The 15,531-nt window shown below is 62.8% G+C and carries 14 protein-coding genes and 1 tRNA gene; 12 read left to right on the forward strand and 3 right to left on the reverse strand.

All coding sequences use genetic code 11. The features are described from left to right. The first annotated feature begins 15 nt into the window (after positions 1-15). The 5 genes from nuoN to FJ977_RS30735 all read left to right on the forward strand — a co-directional run bounded on the left by nuoN (position 16) and on the right by FJ977_RS30735 (position 4,831). Positions 16-1,452, forward strand: a complete 1,437-nt coding sequence (gene nuoN, locus FJ977_RS30715; protein ID WP_140775931.1) for an NADH-quinone oxidoreductase subunit NuoN — start codon at positions 16-18, stop codon at positions 1,450-1,452. Between the two features lie 4 nt (positions 1,453-1,456). Next, entirely contained in the window at positions 1,457-2,278 is an 822-nt protein-coding gene (locus FJ977_RS30720) for a biotin--[acetyl-CoA-carboxylase] ligase (RefSeq protein WP_140775932.1), read from the forward strand. Between the two features lie 93 nt (positions 2,279-2,371). Next, positions 2,372-4,042 (forward strand): ribonuclease J, encoded by a 1,671-nt coding sequence (locus FJ977_RS30725; RefSeq protein WP_140775933.1) that lies wholly within the window; start codon positions 2,372-2,374, stop codon positions 4,040-4,042. A 103-nt stretch (positions 4,043-4,145) separates the two neighbouring features. Then, complete coding sequence (gene mce / locus FJ977_RS30730; protein WP_140775934.1) at positions 4,146-4,550, forward strand: methylmalonyl-CoA epimerase; 405 nt, start codon at positions 4,146-4,148, stop codon at positions 4,548-4,550. Further along, positions 4,547-4,831: a DUF1467 family protein gene (locus FJ977_RS30735; protein ID WP_010910093.1), complete on the forward strand. Its 285-nt coding sequence runs from the start codon at positions 4,547-4,549 to the stop codon at positions 4,829-4,831. Before mce ends, FJ977_RS30735 begins: the two co-directional genes overlap by 4 nt. Before the next feature lie 503 nt (positions 4,832-5,334). Here the strand turns inward: FJ977_RS30735 and FJ977_RS30740 are convergent. Continuing rightward, positions 5,335-8,010, reverse strand: a complete 2,676-nt coding sequence (locus tag FJ977_RS30740; RefSeq protein WP_181180119.1) for a caspase family protein — start codon at positions 8,008-8,010, stop codon at positions 5,335-5,337. A 55-nt stretch (positions 8,011-8,065) separates the two neighbouring features. On the opposite strand from FJ977_RS30740, the gene proS reads away from it, so the two are divergent. Genes proS through FJ977_RS30755 form a run of 3 tightly spaced genes read left to right on the forward strand, consistent with a single transcriptional unit; the run spans position 8,066 to position 11,366 of the window. Continuing rightward, positions 8,066-9,394 carry a proline--tRNA ligase gene (gene proS, locus FJ977_RS30745; protein WP_140775936.1) on the forward strand — a complete coding sequence of 443 codons (1,329 nt, stop codon included), beginning with the start codon at positions 8,066-8,068 and terminating at the stop codon, positions 9,392-9,394. Beyond that, the gene (locus tag FJ977_RS30750; RefSeq protein ID WP_056572849.1) at positions 9,391-10,677 is read left to right on the forward strand and encodes a lipoprotein-releasing ABC transporter permease subunit; all 1,287 of its coding nucleotides are present in this window, start codon (positions 9,391-9,393) and stop codon (positions 10,675-10,677) included. The genes proS and FJ977_RS30750 overlap by 4 nt, the downstream gene beginning before the upstream one ends. Beyond that, a complete protein-coding gene (locus FJ977_RS30755; RefSeq protein ID WP_140775937.1) occupies positions 10,677-11,366 on the forward strand; it encodes an ABC transporter ATP-binding protein in 690 nt (229 codons plus the stop codon). The genes FJ977_RS30750 and FJ977_RS30755 overlap by 1 nt, the downstream gene beginning before the upstream one ends. A gap of 111 nt (positions 11,367-11,477) precedes the next feature. Here FJ977_RS30755 and FJ977_RS30760 read toward each other — a convergent pair whose 3' ends face one another. Further along, positions 11,478-11,690 (reverse strand): hypothetical protein, encoded by a 213-nt coding sequence (locus tag FJ977_RS30760; RefSeq protein ID WP_140775938.1) that lies wholly within the window; start codon positions 11,688-11,690, stop codon positions 11,478-11,480. Positions 11,691-12,258: 568 nt separating this feature from the next. On the opposite strand from FJ977_RS30760, the gene FJ977_RS30765 reads away from it, so the two are divergent. From FJ977_RS30765 to FJ977_RS30770, 3 genes are all read left to right on the forward strand, one after another. Continuing rightward, on the forward strand, positions 12,259-12,759 hold the full coding sequence (locus FJ977_RS30765; protein WP_140775939.1) for a hypothetical protein: 501 nt from the start codon (positions 12,259-12,261) through the stop codon (positions 12,757-12,759). Positions 12,760-13,165: 406 nt separating this feature from the next. Then, positions 13,166-13,426, forward strand: coding sequence for a hypothetical protein (locus tag FJ977_RS36465; RefSeq protein WP_246683377.1), 261 nt, complete (start codon positions 13,166-13,168; stop codon positions 13,424-13,426). A 28-nt stretch (positions 13,427-13,454) separates the two neighbouring features. Next, positions 13,455-14,399: a site-2 protease family protein gene (locus FJ977_RS30770; RefSeq protein WP_246683378.1), complete on the forward strand. Its 945-nt coding sequence runs from the start codon at positions 13,455-13,457 to the stop codon at positions 14,397-14,399. Positions 14,400-14,420: 21 nt separating this feature from the next. Here the strand turns inward: FJ977_RS30770 and lipB are convergent, their stop codons facing one another. Next, entirely contained in the window at positions 14,421-15,164 is a 744-nt protein-coding gene (gene lipB, locus FJ977_RS30775) for a lipoyl(octanoyl) transferase LipB (RefSeq protein ID WP_140775940.1), read from the reverse strand. Between the two features lie 226 nt (positions 15,165-15,390). On the opposite strand from lipB, the gene FJ977_RS30780 reads away from it, so the two are divergent. Continuing rightward, positions 15,391-15,475, forward strand: a tRNA-Leu gene (locus FJ977_RS30780). The last annotated feature ends 56 nt before the right edge of the window (positions 15,476-15,531 follow it).

Raw genomic sequence — 15,531 nt, forward strand, 5'->3', positions numbered from 1 at the left:
GGGGTTTTGCGAACCATGACGCCGGACCTTCTCTCCAGCCTGTCGCTCTCGACGCCCGAGCTGATCCTTGCCATCGGCGCGCTCGCGCTGCTGATGGTCGGGGCCTATTCGCGCTCCAATACCGCCAATACGGTGAGCGGCCTTGCGGTCGCCGTGCTGGTTATCGCGGGCGTCTGGCTGATCTTCCGGACCGGGCAGGGCAACGCCTATGGCAATGCCTTCATCCAGGATCCCTTCGCGCGCTTCATGAAGGTGCTGTCGCTGGTGGGCTCGGCGGTGACGCTGATCATGTCGATGCGCTTTGCCAAGGCGGAGCGTTTCGACAAGTTCGAATATCCGGTGCTGATCCTGCTGTGCACGCTGGGCATGATGCTGATGATCTCGGCCAACGGCATGATCGGGCTCTATCTCGGCCTCGAGCTGCAGTCGCTGGCGATCTACGTGCTGGCGGCGATCAACCGCGACAATCTGCGTTCGACCGAGGCCGGCCTGAAATACTTCGTCCTCGGCGCGCTGTCGTCGGGCATGCTGCTCTATGGCATCAGCCTGGTCTATGGCTACACCGGCAACACCGGCTTCCAGGAGATCGCCTCAGCACTGGGCAGCGGCGAGCGCCAGCTTGGCCTCGTCTTCGGCCTGGTCTTCGTGCTGGCCGGCCTTGCCTTCAAGATCTCGGCGGTGCCGTTTCACATGTGGACGCCCGACGTCTATGAAGGCGCGCCGACACCGGTGACCGCGTTCCTGGCAGCGGCCCCCAAGATGGCGGCGATGGCGCTGATCGTGCGCGTCACCATGGGCGCGTTCAAGCCGATTGCCGCCGACTGGCAGCAGATCATCGTCTTCATCTCGATCGCCTCGATGGCGCTCGGCGCCTTTGCCGCGATCGGCCAGACCAACATCAAGCGGCTGATGGCCTATTCCTCGATCGGCCATATGGGCTACGCGCTGGTCGGCCTTGCCGCCAACAGCCAGGCTGGCGTACGCGGCGTCGCCATCTACATGCTGATCTATCTGGTGATGACGCTGGGCACGTTCGCCTTCATCCTCGCCATGCGGCGCAAGGAAGGCAATGTCGAACAGATCAGCGACCTGGCCGGCCTTGCCTCGACCAACCCGATCATGGCGACGATCCTGACCATCCTGATGTTCTCGCTGGCCGGCATCCCGCCGCTCGCCGGCTTCTGGGGGAAGTGGTACGTCTTCCTCGCCGCCATCAACGCCAACCTCTACGCGCTGGCGATCATCGGCGTGCTGGCCTCGGTGGTGGGCGCCTACTACTACCTGCGCATCATCAAGATCATGTGGTTCGACGAACCGGTCGGCGGCTTCGTCCCGATGGCCAGCGAATTGCGCCTCGTGCTCGGCGTCTCCGGCGCCTTCGTGCTGTTCTATGTGCTGATCGGCGGGCCGATCGGCACCTATGCCGAAGCAGCCGCCAAGACATTTTTCTGACGGGATGGCATTTCGGCTGGCTCCAACCTCGGCGTCGGAAGGGTTCCGGCTCGAGGCCCATGACAGCGTCGGCTCCACCAATACGGTGGCGCTGGACCATGCAAGGGCAGGCGACCCGGGCAAGCTGTGGGTCGTTTCCAAAAAGCAGGAAAGCGGGCGTGGCCGGCGCGGCCGCGCCTGGGTCTCGCCCGAAGGCAATCTGGCAGCGACCCTGCTTGTCATCACCGGCGGTGAACTTCGCCTTGCCGCGACACTGGGTTTCGTTGCCGGCCTGTCGCTTGCCGATGCACTGGATGCCGTGGTGCCGAAAGGCCGCATCGCCATCGGGCTTGATGGCGCAAGCCAGGGACAAAACCGTTTCGAGTTGAAATGGCCGAACGACGTTCTGGCCTCCGGCGCCAAGCTGGCCGGCATCCTGCTGGAGTCGGCGATGCTGGACGGCGGCGGTTTCGCCGTGGCGGTGGGCATCGGCGTCAATGTGGTGGCGCATCCCACGGATTTGCCGTATCCCGCGACATCGCTCCAAGCGCTCGGCGCGACATGCGATGCCGAAACGCTGTTCCTGGCGCTGTCGGATGCCTGGAGCGAGAATGCCCGCCTATGGGATGAGGGGCGCGGGCTTTCAGCCATCAGGAGACGCTGGCTGGCGCGCGCGGCGGGACTCGGCGGCGAGGTTGCTGTCAGAATTGACGGTAATGTGGTGCGTGGGGTGTTCGAGACCATTGACGAGGATTGCCGTTTCGTGATCCGCGACGATGAAGGGGCGGTTCTGACGATCGCTGCCGGCGATGTGCATTTCGGCGCGGTGGCATCCGCCCGGGTATAGTTTGTCTTTGCGCAATTCCGGACGGAAAATCGTTAGACGCTTTTCCTGGAATTGCTTTAACGGCTTGGCCTGAGGGCCAGGAAGGGAAAAATCATGGCGAAAGCGGAAAACGCCGAACTCGTCTTCGTGCCGCTCGGCGGCGTCGGCGAGATCGGTATGAACTTCGCCCTCTACGGGTACGGCCCGCCGAGCGCGCGCGAATGGATTGTCATCGATGTCGGTGTCACCTTTCCAGACGCGGCGCATCCGGGCGTCGACCTGATCCTGCCCGACACGCGCTTTATCGAGGAGAACCTCGCCAATCTGCGCGGCATCATCATCACCCACGCGCATGAGGATCATTACGGCGCGCTGCTCGACATCTGGCCGAAGCTGAAGGCGCCGGTGTGGATGACGCCGTTCAGCGCCGGGCTGCTGGAAGCCAAGCGCCAGGGCGAGCAGGGGGCAGCCAAGATCCCGCTGACGATCTACCGGGCTGGCGAGAAATTCACTGTCGGTCCGTTCGAGATCGAAGCCATTCCGGTGGCGCACTCCATCCCCGAGCCGATGTCGCTGGCCATCACCACGCCAGCCGGTACGGTCATCCACACCGGCGACTGGAAGATCGATCCGGAGCCGACGATCGGACCCAAGACCGACGAGGCGCGTTTCCGCGCCTATGGCGACAAGGGCGTGCTGGCGCTGATCTGCGATTCGACCAATGCGCTGCGCGAAGGCGAATCGCCTTCGGAAGTCGCCGTCGGCGAGGGATTGAAGGGCGTCATCCAGGCCGCCAAGGGCCGCGTCGCCGTCACCACCTTCTCTTCCAATGTCGGGCGCATCGTTTCGATCGCCAGGGCGGCACGCGATGCCGGCCGCCAGTGCCTGGTGCTTGGCCGTTCGCTGAAGCGGGTCATCGATGTCGCGGACGAACTCGGCTATATGGACGGCCTGCCGGAGTTCATCGCCGAGGAGGATTTCGGCTTCATTCCGCGCGAAAACCTGGTCATCATCTGCACCGGTAGCCAAGGCGAGCCGCTGGCGGCTCTTGCAAAACTGTCACGCGACGAGATGAAATCGGTATCGCTGACGGCGGGCGACACGGTGGTGTTCTCCTCGCGCACCATCCCCGGCAATGAGAAGGCGATCCTCGAGATCAAGAATCGCCTTATCGATCTCGGCATCAAGATCATCGAGGACGGCGACGCGCTGGTGCATGTCTCCGGCCACCCCCGGCGCAGCGAGCTGCGCAAGATGTATGAATGGGTGCGCCCGCAGATCGGCGTTCCCGTGCATGGCGAGGCGGCGCATCTGGTGGCGCAGGGGTCGCTGATGTCGACCTCAGGCATCGGCCAGGTGGCGCAGGTGCGCGACGGCGATATGCTGAGGCTCGCCCCCGGTCCCGCCACCATCATCGACCAGGTGCCGTTCGGCCGCATCTACAAGGACGGCAACCTGATCGGTACCGACCAGGCGATGGGCATCCGCGACCGGCGCAAATTGTCCTTTGCCGGCCATGTCGCGGTCAATGTCGTGCTGGACGACAAATATGAGTTGGCCGGTGACCCCGACCTGGTCGCCATCGGCGTCGCCGAGGCCGATGCCAGCGGCGAGACGCTCGAAGACCTGATGATCGATGCGGCGGTGGGCGCGGTCGATTCGATTCCCCGTCAGCGCCGGAAAGACCTGGACCTCGTGCAGGAGGCCGTGCGGCGCGCGGTGCGCGGTGCGGCCAACGAGGCCTGGGGCAAGAAGCCGCTGGTGACGGTGTTTGTTACGCGATGAAGGGAATAGGGCAGTAGGGCAGTGGGAATGCGATCACCTCTAATCCGTCTTCCCCTATTGCCATACTGCCTTATTGCCATACTGCCCTGATACGGAGCATTTCATGCTTGGACGGTTGAACCATGTCGCGCTTGCGGTGCCGGATCTGGCGGCGGCGGTTGCCGCCTACCGCAATACGCTCGGCGCCGAAGTGACGGAGCCGCAGGCTTTGCCGGAGCATGGCGTCACGGTGGTGTTCGTCAATGTCGGCAACACCAAGATCGAATTGCTGGAGCCCTTGGGCGAAAGCTCGCCGATCGCGGCGTTCCTCGCGAAGAACCCGTCCGGCGGCATGCATCACCTCTGCTACGAGGTCGACGACATACTGGCCGCGCGTGATCAGCTCAAGGCCGCCGGCGCTCGCGTGCTGGGCGACGGCAACCCGAAGACCGGTGCCCATGGCAAGCCTGTGCTGTTCCTGCATCCGAAGGATTTCTTCGGCACGCTGATCGAACTGGAGCAATCATGAGCTGGGTTTCGTTCACCGCCCTGTTTTTCGCGACGTGGTGGGTGGTGCTGTTCGCCGTCCTGCCGTTCAGCGTCAGGACACAGGACGACGATCATGACGTGACGCTGGGCACGGTTCCAAGCGCGCCGCGCGGCCCGCACATGCTGCGTGCCGTCATCCGCACCACCATCGCCACGGCGATCCTGATGGGCATTTTCTATGGCCTGACGCATGGCCTGGGATACAGCCTCAACGACATCCCGCACATCGTTCCGGATTTCGGCCAGACACCCGCAAAATAGGGCGCCCGGCAAGGGCGCTTCGATACCGTAAAGCGCGACGGATCGGATCGAGACGCCGCCATGGTTGGCGCGGCTGAATGCTTGCTGACGCTGGGTAATGTAGCTTGGCAGCTCGCCGCGCTAACCAGATGATTGCACAAAAAAAATGCAAGGCACGAGGCCTTGCAATTAAACGCGTCCGATCTGTTTCCGGTTTCCGGCGGCAGCGAGTAACCGCGCCTAGATCGCATCCTCCCAAGACTTTGACCGCGTAGGAGAGCAGATTTTTCTCCGCCCTCTCGGTTATCGCGGCACACTAGCCTAAGCCGAATGAAAATGTCACGAAGAATTTTGCCTCGAAACAGGCATTCTCGTGCTGCACTGCACAATAGTATGGCATGCTTTGCTTTCTAAACGACCAGCAAGGTTCGACGGAGCCTTTGCGGCAGGTTCTGAATTGACGCGCGCAAAGAATTGGCGGCCAAACCCGAAGACGTTCGGGCCTCCCGCACAGCCGGCTGGACCTACTTCGCGACGCCGGCCTCAGCCATCGCCTTCTCGACCATGCCGATCCAGCCTTCGTTGGCACCCGGCAGTCGACCTTGCGCTTTCAGCCCCGTCAGCATGGCCAGCGCGGCCTTGAGGTTTGCCGGCGTGTCGACACTGGCAATCGCCAGCTTGTAGTGGCTGAAGGCGGCATCGACCGTGCGTTGCGCGCTGCCCGGATCAGCCTTGAGCTGCGCGTCGGCAATGGCGAGGCCGGCCTGGTATTCGGCAGCCGCCCCGGGTTTGTCGCCCTTGCTCATCAGCATGTCGCCGATGCGGTTGTGGCCGACGGCAAGGTCGCGCTGCCATTCGGCGTTGTCGCGGTCGAGTTCGGCCAGATATTCCGCAATGGCTTGAGACGAACGGCGGTCGGCGAGCGCGCCATCGATATCTCCGGCCTCGGCGCGGGCGTCGGATATCTTGCCCAATGCAAGCGCGAGGTCACGCCGCCACAGTGTGTTGCCGGGGTCCCGCGCCACCAGCTTTTGCGCGATGTCGACGCTGCGCCGGTAGGGTTCGAAAGCTTTTTCATTATGCCCGGTCAGCCGCTGCAGGTCGCCGATGGCGCTGAGGCTGACGGTGATGTCGCGCTGCAGTTCCGTATCGTCAGGCATCTTCTTCGCCAGCGCCTTGGTGATCTGCAAGGACACTTCATATTCGGCGATCGAACCTTCCAGATCGTTGGTCAGCCTGAGCGCCAGCCCGATCTTGGAGTGGCTGACGGCAAGGTCGCGCCGAAAGCCTTCATCATCAGGCGCCTGCTCGACCAGGAATTCAGCCACCTTGAGCGCCGAACGGTAATTAGCCAGCGCGCCTGGTCCGTCGCCCGAAACCCGCATGGCGTCGCCGATGCGGTTGAAGCAGATTGCGTAGTCGCGAAGATAGCCAAAGGTAGGCTCTTTTTGGAGGATCGCTTTCATCGTGGCGAGAGCCTGTTGGTAGAGCGCGATCGCGCCGGCGCTATCGCCCATCGCCTTCTTGACATCGGCCACTTTGTTCTGCGCCACGGCAAGGTCGCGCTGATGGTCGATCTTGTCGGGCTCTGCGCCCGCGCGTTTCTCCGCGGACCGGACCATCGAATCATAGGCTTTGCCGGCTTCCTGCAGATTGCCGACGGTCGTTTGCAGCGTGCCGATCAGTTCCCACGACAGTGTCTGCTGGTAGCGTGCCTCGTCCGGTATTGGGAAACCCTCGACATCGGCATAAAGCGCCACGGCCTTACGGTAGTCCTCGATGGCGAGGTCGTAGCGCAATTGCGCCTGCGAAGCGCCGCCGGCGAGGTAATGCGTCGTCGCCTCCGACAGCGTGCGCTCGATGAAGCGGGTTTTCAGATCGTCGCGCGATTTGCCATCGATATCCGCCGCCTTGCCAAGCAGCGCCCGTGCTTCGTCGAATGAGCCGAGTGCCAGTTGCGCCTCCGCCTGTTGGCGCAGCGCCGTGACTTCAGGATCGGAGGAGGCGAAATTGCGCAGATCGGCCCGCACCTTGACGAAAGCGTCGGCCGCCTCCTGCAGCTTCTGCTGGCGCTGCTGCGGCGCCATCGCCTTGCCGTCCGAGGTAATGAGCGCTGCGTATAGCGGTGCCAGCGGCATGTCGGCACTGGCCGCAACCGTCTCGACCTCGACACGCAAATCCGGCGTGACATCGGCCATGGCAAGCAGCAGCCGGTCACGCTCGGGCAGGGCGTCCTTGCTGGTCTGCGCGGCGAAGAAGAGTTGCGGCAGACCGCTCTCCACATAGGGCAGTTGCCTGCCGCGCGACAGATCGTAGACCTGCTGCTGAACCAGCGTCAGGACGGAACGTATTTCAAGGCCGTCGGTGGGCAGGAATTTGGCCAATGCAGCGGAAAAGTCGGAGTTGCCAGACGCACCGTCCGACGCCGTCTGCCCAGGTGCCGCGGAAAAGGCGAACAGCACGTTCTCCGCGCGCCCCATGCGCCCGAGCCCCGGCTTGGCCTCGGCTTTAACCTCCGGCGCGATGGACATCACGCCGCGTCCTTCACCAGCCTTGCTGTCTTCCGATTGGTCGCCGCCGGATTGGCCAAATGGATCGTTGCGGCACGCATCAAGCACGACGAGGCCGATCTTGCCGACCGCGGTCACTGCCTCATGCACATCTTCGAGCGCAAGGCTTGTTGCCTTCAACCGGTCCAGTGACGACGGATCTGCATCGACCGGCAGAAGGCGGTTGTCGCCCGCGATCTCGACGCCATGGCCTGAGAAATAGATCAGCGCGACATCGGCCCCGGCCGCATCGTCGCGAAAATCCTCCAGCGCACGGCGCATACGCTTCAGGTCACGATTTGCTTCGGTGGTGACGTCGAAACCGAGTTTTTGCAGCGCGGCTTCGATCGTGCGGCTGTCGTTCACCGCATTCTTCAGGGGACGCACATTGCGGTACTCGTCGGCCGCGATGATGAGCGCGACACGCCGCTCGGCGTGTGCCGCCGAGACGAAAAAGACCGCCAGGATAACTGCCAGGAAAAAGCGCAATGCCCCAATCCGCCCCGAACGGACAGCGTCCCACGGCTTTTCGACCCAGGCAAGCCTGCTCGATATGATCTGGGAACCTAGTGATTGCGGGCATGACGGCGTCAATGTGCCGCCATGGCCGGGTTCCCATTGCGCCATGAAATGGCTATGAAGCCGGGTCAAGCAAGCCTGCGTCGCACCGATTCTGGCGCGACCATTCTCATTCACGGACCAGTCCATGCGTTTGTCGCGCTATTTCCTGCCTATCCTCAAAGAAAATCCGCGTGAGGCCGAGATCGTCTCGCACCGGCTGATGCTGCGTGCCGGCATGATCCGCCAGCAGGGGCAGGGCAGTTTTTCCTGGTTGCCACTCGGCAAGCGGGTGCTGGACAAGGTTTGCCAGATCATCCGCGAGGAGCAGAACCGCGCCGGCGCGCTGGAGATCCTGATGCCGACCATCCAGTCGGCCGATCTGTGGCGCGAAAGCGGTCGCTATGACGACTACGGCAAGGAGATGCTGCGCATCAAGGATCGGCAGGACCGCGACATGCTCTACGGCCCGACCAATGAGGAAGTGGTCACCGAAATCGTTCGCGCCTACGTCAAGTCCTACAAGGACCTGCCGCTCAATCTCTACCATATCCAGTGGAAGTTCCGTGACGAGGTGCGGCCGCGCTTCGGCGTCATGCGCTCACGCGAATTCCTGATGAAGGACGCCTATTCCTTCGACCTTAACTTCGAAGGCGCGAGGGCCGCCTACAACAGGATGTTCGTGTCCTATCTCAGGACCTTCACGCGCATGGGCCTGCAGGCCATCCCGATGCGGGCCGATACCGGGCCGATCGGCGGCGATCTCAGCCACGAATTCATCATCCTGGCGGACACCGGCGAGAGCCAGGTCTATTGTGATCGCGATTATCTGTCGCTCCAGGTGCCTGACGAAAACACCGACTTCGCCAATGACGCGGAGATATCAGACATCGTCAAAACCTGGACGACGCCTTACGCCGCTACCGACGAGATGCATGATGAGGCGGCGTGGGACAAGCTCGGCGAAGCGGACCGGGTCTCGGCGCGGGGCATCGAGGTTGGCCACATCTTCCATTTCGGCGACAAATATTCCAAGCCCATGGGCGCCAAGGTGACCGGACCTGACGGCAAGGACCATTTCGTCTCGGGCGGTTCCTACGGCATCGGCCCGTCACGGCTGGTCGCGGCGATCATCGAAGCCAGCCACGACGAGAACGGCATCATCTGGCCCGATGCCGTGGCGCCGTTCGACATCGGCCTGATCAACATGAAGGTGGGCGACGCCGAGTGCGATCGCGTCAGCGACGAGCTCGATGCCGCCTTCACCGCCGCCGGCAAGGATGTGCTCTATGACGACACCGACCAGCGGCCGGGCGGCAAGTTCGCCACCGCCGACCTGATCGGCCTGCCCTGGCAGGTGATCGTCGGGCCGCGCGGCGTGGCCGCCGGCGAGGTCGAGATCAAGAATCGCAAGACCGGCGAGCGTGTGACGCTGCCGATCGCCGATGCGAAAAAACGCTTCGGTGCCGCCGCATGAGCGAGGCGGCCGCGGCAAGATCGGCGGGCGCCGGCCCGTTCTCCATCTTCGAACGCACGGTGGCGTGGCGCTATTTGCGCTCGCGGCGCAAGGAGACGGTGATCTCGGTCATCGCCTCGATTTCCTTCCTCGGCATCATGCTGGGGGTGGCGACGCTGATCGTCGTCATGGCGGTGATGAACGGGTTCCGGGCCGAGCTTTTGACCCGCATCCTCGGCGTCAACGGCCATCTGATCGTACAGCCGCTCGATTCGCCGCTTGAGGATTACGCCCAGGTCGCCGGCCGCATCAACGGTGTGCCCGGCATCAAATACGCTATCCCGCTGATCGACGGCCAGGTGCTGGCGCAAGGCAATGTCGGTGGCGGCACCGGTGCGCTGGTGCGCGGCATACGCGGAGAGGATCTCGGCAAGATCGCCATCGTCGCCAGCAACGTCAAGCAAGGCACGCTCGCCGATTTCGACTCGGGCGAAGGCGTCGCCATCGGCAAGCGCATGGCCGAGAATCTCGGGCTGACGCTCGGCGATACCATCACCTTGATCTCGCCCGATGGCGACGTGACGCCGCTGGGCACCACGCCACGCATGAAGGGCTACAAGATCGCGGCGATCTTTGAAGTCGGCATGTCGGAATATGACAGCTCCATCGTCTACATGCCGTTCTCGGAAGCGCAGCTTTACTTCAACATGGATGGACGCGCGCAGACGATCGAGATTTATGTCGACAATCCCGACAATGTCGACGCACTGAAGCCGAAGGTGGAAGAAGCGGCGCAACGGCCCATCGACATCGTCGACTGGCGCCAGCGCAACGAGACCTTCTTTTCCGCCCTGCAGGTCGAGCGCAACGTCATGTTCATGATCCTGACGCTGATCGTGCTGGTAGCGGCGCTCAACATCATTTCCGGGCTGATCATGCTGGTGAAGGACAAGGGGCACGATATCGCCATCCTGCGCACCATGGGCGCCTCGCGCGGCGCGATCTTGCGCATCTTCCTGATGACCGGCGCGGCGATCGGCGTCACCGGCACGCTCGCCGGCGTGCTGCTCGGGGTGCTGATCTGCACCAACATCGAATCGATCCGGCAGTTCTTTTCCTGGATGACCGGCAAGGTGCTGTTCAATCCGGAGCTCTACTTCCTGAGCCAGCTGCCGGCGAAGATGGATCCGCGCGAGACCACCTATGTCATCATCATGGCGCTCGGCCTGTCGTTCCTGGCGACCGTGTTTCCGGCGTGGCGGGCAGCCCGCCTCGATCCGGTCGAAGCGTTGAGGTACGAGTAGTGGCCGAGGTCATTATCGAGCTGAAGAGCGTCGAGCGGCACTATGTCCAAGGGCCGCGCAAGCTCACCATCCTGAACGGCGCCGATTTCTCGCTGCGGCGCGGCGAGATGGTGGCGCTGGTGGCGCCGTCGGGCACCGGCAAGTCGACACTGCTGCACACGGCAGGACTGCTGGAGCGCCCCGACGCCGGCGACGTGATCCTGTCCGGCCGGGCCTGCGGCCGGTTGTCCGACGACGAGCGCACGTCGATCCGCCGCAACGATGTCGGCTTCGTCTACCAGTTCCATCATCTGCTGCCCGAGTTTTCCGCGCTGGAAAACATCATGATGCCGCAGCTGATCAAGGGACTGCCGCGCAAGGAAGCATCCGAGCGCGCCGCCCAACTGCTCGATTACATGCAGATCGGCAAGCGCGCCTCGCATCGGCCGGCCGAATTGTCCGGTGGCGAGCAGCAGCGCGTCGCCATCGCTCGTGCCGTTGCCAATGCGCCGCTGGTGCTGCTGGCCGACGAGCCGACCGGCAATCTCGATCCGGTCACCGCTTCCTATGTGTTCGAAGCGCTGGAGGCGCTGGTGCGGCAATCGGGTCTCGCGGCGCTGATCGCCACCCACAATCACGAGCTGGCATCGCGCATGGACCGGCGCGTCACGCTCGCCGACGGCAAGGTCGTGCCGCTCGGCTCGGGCTGACCTCAGCCTCGACAGACCCCGGCGGCTCATCGATAACCCGCCTTCCGGAGTGTGTTTCCGCATGGTGCGCGCTGCACCCATCAACCTTTTCCTGGCCCTGCCGATTTCCTCCTATCGCCTGCGGCGCATAATCGACGAAGCAAGATAGCCCAGTGCAAGCGTCATGGCGGCGACCGCGATCCCGGTGCTGATCACGCCTGCCGGCGTTATCCTGGCACTGCCTTGCAAGGTGACATGCTTGCCTAGGCGCAGATCGAAAACGGACTTGATTTCCTCAGGATGTGAGGGGACCGCGGGCGAGGGGTCTTCCTGGACAACTGACATTTGAGCCTCCGGTTCGTGCCTGCTATGCGGCTGCTGGAGCGAACCGTGTTTCTACACAACCTCCCTCCGTTGCGGAAGTTCAGTTGCGAGCATCCGTGGACCGTAGACCACGACACTCGCCAGTGTATTCCGTCACGGTAATACAGAGTTTCAACCTCGATGGCACCGAGACGAATCGACACCGTCGCCGCGAATCCGTCTGGCAGCGGTCGGCCGCAATGGCGCGGGTTGGAAAGAACGGGGCGGTATTCGCGAGCAAGCACGCGAACAAGTAAAGTTGAAGTTGAACTGATTTTCTACCGCGCGGAAAACGTGCATAGCCTGCGGAGGAGGCAGCTGAGCCGGTGGTAAAGAACCTTGCCAAGTCGAAGGCCAAAGCCTGGCGCATTTCATCCGGCGAGAGAGGGCGCTTCGACATCTTCGGGAGATTCAGAGCGACTGCCATAGGTGAATCTTGACTAGCGTATCGTTGGCCCCGTTCTATCTGATAGAGACAGCCCTCCTCGTCGGGCCGCCAATCGTCCTTTGCGCTTTCGTTTTGATTCGACGGACATGGCCGCAGGCATTGTTGCTGACCGCTTTTTTTTGTGCGCTCGCAATTGTTTTGATTGTTGGCCTTTCCTTTGCGGGAATTAGCTTCCGGATGCCGGTTGCAAATTATGCATGCATTTGCGTCGCCTATTTAGCTTACTGCTTTCTCGCTGCTTCTTGCCTGGGTATTCCTCTGAAAGCCCTTCGCATAGGCGGCCTTTTCGTCACCGCCATGCCGATTTTGATTGGATACTTCTTGGGGACCGTCGGCCGGCTGGCGCTGGGGTGGACGGTGGTTCAATCCTCCGAACCTCCGAGGCAGATGAGCGCCGGTGTTGTTTGCAGCATTACCTACTGGGGCTCGGCCGCGAGCGACTCCGGCTATGTCGTGAATCTGTTCAAGATCTGGGGTTGGGCTCCGTTTTTGCAACGAGAGGTCTTCTCTGCCAGCGTCGATCAGACAGTCGATCAGCCCGAAATGTCGTGCACTGACGCGTGGGGCACATATGTCAGAGGCGCACGAACATCACTTGAATAGTGCTGGTCAACCAAGCTTTCAAAAGGCGGCGGGTTCGCCGAGATATTGAGACGGACTATGCCAAGGGATCGTAGCTAGCGCGCCACCTGGAACCGGTTAACCTTTCGCTAACCGTGCCAAATTTCCCGCATCATCTCCATACCCCGTGGTCGTTGACATTGAAACAAAATTAGAACAAATTGCGAACATATCAACAACAGGAGAGAGTTATGACCGATCTGGTTCAGGATGTCATCTCGCTGGTTTGCATGAGCGCGTTTCTCGTTTCCATGGCGATCTGGATCGGAGCCATGTGATTTTGCGGCTTCGCCGCCTTGGTTCCGCGGGCGAAAACCCGCTCCGCCGTTAAGCCTTTCTTGCCGTCGCGACGCTAGGGTATGCTTCCAAGGCAGGGAGCAACGTCAAGGTGCCGCCCATCGTCACGGCCATTCTCTTGGCCAGCAATCTCGGGCTGATCTTTCTCTTGATGACCGCGCCGCTCGGTTTGCGCACGGTCAGGATGAGCCGCTTGATTACGGTGGACCGTCAGCGCCTCTGGCAGGCGCTGTGGCCGCTTGGCAGTGATGCCGGCTGGTCCGGCGAGATCCTGTCGGCGGGGCCGCTGGACGGGGAGGGCGTGTCCCGCATCATGCTGTCGCGGGAGGGCCGAACGCAGGGCACGGTTTGACGATGTCGTCAAAGGCAGTCGCTTCTCGATGCGTGTCGTCGAGGATACCGCGCTCGATGCCTCGTTCTGGAAGGACTATCGCGAAACCGCCGAACTCGTCCGCGAAGACGGCGGCACGCGGGTGACGCTCGGCTGGACGGACCGTTACCGCGGCGTTGCCTTTCTGGTGTTCCGTTACTTCACCATGCGGCGCGAGCTGTCCAAGCTGCAACGCTGGGCGCTAACCGGTCAGTATCGCAAGGGCGGCTGGTTCGAGCATCCGCTCAGCCAGGTCGGCTTTGCCGTACTTTCGGCATTGATGCTGTGGCCGTTCTTCGGGCTCCACCTCGGCGGACTGGCGCTCGCCTCGATCCTCACCTCGGTCGTGGCCCTGCATGAGCTCGGCCATATGGCGGCGTTCCGGCTGATGGGCCACCGCAAGGCGCGGATGATCTTCATCCCGCTGCTCGGCGGCATCGCCATTGGCGGCCGGCCTTACAACAGCCGTTTCGAAGTGGCCTTCGTGGCGCTGATGGGGGCGGGCTTCTCCGCCTTCCTGGTGCCGATCGTCATTGCCGCCAGTGCGCTTGCGGGCGGCGGGGGACACAAGGCCGCGCCAGCGCTGCTGGCGGCGCTGGCGGGCTGCGCCGCCCTGTTCAACATCGCCAATCTGGTGCCGGTGTGGAAGTTCGACGGCGGCCAGGTGCTGCGCCAGATCTGCCCGGGGCCGGTCGCGCTGGCGCTGGCTTCGTTCTTCCTGCTCTCGGCGTTCCTGGCGGTGGGGTGGCGGGCCGGCTTTTCCTCCGGCTTCCTGCTCGCGGCGGGGGCGGTCTTTTCAATCCTCAGCCTGCTGACCATGGGCAGCGGGGTCAAGCCACGCCACGAGCTGGAGCCGATCCGCACGGTCGACCGCTTCGCCATCGCCGGTGCGCTGCTGGCGGTGTTCGTCATCCATGGCTGCGGCATCCTGTGGGCGTCGGCGCAGCTGCTTTGAGCCATGTTGAGCCCGAAGGCTTCAACCGGTCTTTCGGGCTGGCTCGGCGGGTGCGGCCACGGCGGGACCAAAAACGTCCTCGAAGGCTGATCTCAGCGCCAGATCGAGGTCGGCCATGCCGATGGGAAGGCCGAGATCGACGAGGCTGGTGACACCGTGGTCCTGCACACCGCAGGGCACGATGCCGCTGAAATGGTCGAGATCGGGCTCGACATTGATGGCGATGCCGTGAAAACTCACCCAGCGCCGCAGCCTTATGCCTATTGCCGCGATCTTGTCCTCGGCCGGCGAACCGTCCGGCAAGGCAGGGCGATCGGGCCGCACCACCCAGACGCCGACCCGGTCCTCGCGGCGTTCGCCGCGCACGTTGAAGGCGGCGAGCGTGCCGATGATCCACTGTTCGAGCGCGGCGACGAAGGCGCGCACGTCCTCGCGTCGCCGTTTCAGGTCGAGCATGACATAAGCGACCCGCTGGCCCGGCCCGTGATAGGTGTATTCGCCGCCGCGACCGGCCGAAAAGACCGGGAACCGGTCGGGATCGATCAGGTCCTCGACACGCGCACTGGTGCCGGCGGTGTAGAGCGGCGGATGTTCGACCAGCCAGACCATTTCGCCGGCGACCCCGCTGCGTATCGCCTCGGCACGCGCCTCCATGAAGGCAAGCGCATCGGGATAGGGGGTAAGGCCAGGCTCGATGCGCCACTCGACCGGTGCTGAACCGGGGAGCGGCAGGAACGACGTGGCGATCTGGCTGCGTTCTGTCATGGCTTTTCGTTTTTCACTTATGCCGTCGCGATCCGCTTGCACTTTCGGGCGGCATGCATCTGTCTCCATATGGCGTTATCCGCTGGAAACGTCCAGTTCCGGCCCTTCATTCCAATCCTGTGGACCGTTATGCCAATCGCTTGAGATTATTGCGTGCGGCGCACTTGTTTCACCGGAAACGATTTGCTACACGCCGCGAGCCGGTCGGTTCCGGCTCCTACCACGTGCGGTCGTGGCGGAATTGGTAGACGCGCAGCGTTGAGGTCGCTGTGGGGCAACCCGTGGAAGTTCGAGTCTTCTCGACCGCACCAATGGCCTTCCTTTGAGGCCATAATAGCAAATATTTTCAAGCACTTCCATCTTCATG

The sequence above is a fragment of the Mesorhizobium sp. B2-1-3A genome (assembly GCF_006442655.1).
Classification (GTDB): domain Bacteria; phylum Pseudomonadota; class Alphaproteobacteria; order Rhizobiales; family Rhizobiaceae; genus Mesorhizobium.

Coding starts and splice junctions, on each gene's coding strand:
- nuoN (WP_140775931.1), top strand. CDS start 16: ATGACGCCGGACCTTCTCTCCAGCCTGTCGCTCTCGACGCCCGAGCTG.
- FJ977_RS30720 (WP_140775932.1), top strand. CDS start 1,457: ATGGCATTTCGGCTGGCTCCAACCTCGGCGTCGGAAGGGTTCCGGCTC.
- FJ977_RS30725 (WP_140775933.1), top strand. CDS start 2,372: ATGGCGAAAGCGGAAAACGCCGAACTCGTCTTCGTGCCGCTCGGCGGC.
- mce (WP_140775934.1), top strand. CDS start 4,146: ATGCTTGGACGGTTGAACCATGTCGCGCTTGCGGTGCCGGATCTGGCG.
- FJ977_RS30735 (WP_010910093.1), top strand. CDS start 4,547: ATGAGCTGGGTTTCGTTCACCGCCCTGTTTTTCGCGACGTGGTGGGTG.
- proS (WP_140775936.1), top strand. CDS start 8,066: ATGCGTTTGTCGCGCTATTTCCTGCCTATCCTCAAAGAAAATCCGCGT.
- FJ977_RS30750 (WP_056572849.1), top strand. CDS start 9,391: ATGAGCGAGGCGGCCGCGGCAAGATCGGCGGGCGCCGGCCCGTTCTCC.
- FJ977_RS30760 (WP_140775938.1), bottom strand. CDS start 11,690: ATGTCAGTTGTCCAGGAAGACCCCTCGCCCGCGGTCCCCTCACATCCT.
- FJ977_RS30770 (WP_246683378.1), top strand. CDS start 13,455: ATGCGTGTCGTCGAGGATACCGCGCTCGATGCCTCGTTCTGGAAGGAC.
- lipB (WP_140775940.1), bottom strand. CDS start 15,164: ATGACAGAACGCAGCCAGATCGCCACGTCGTTCCTGCCGCTCCCCGGT.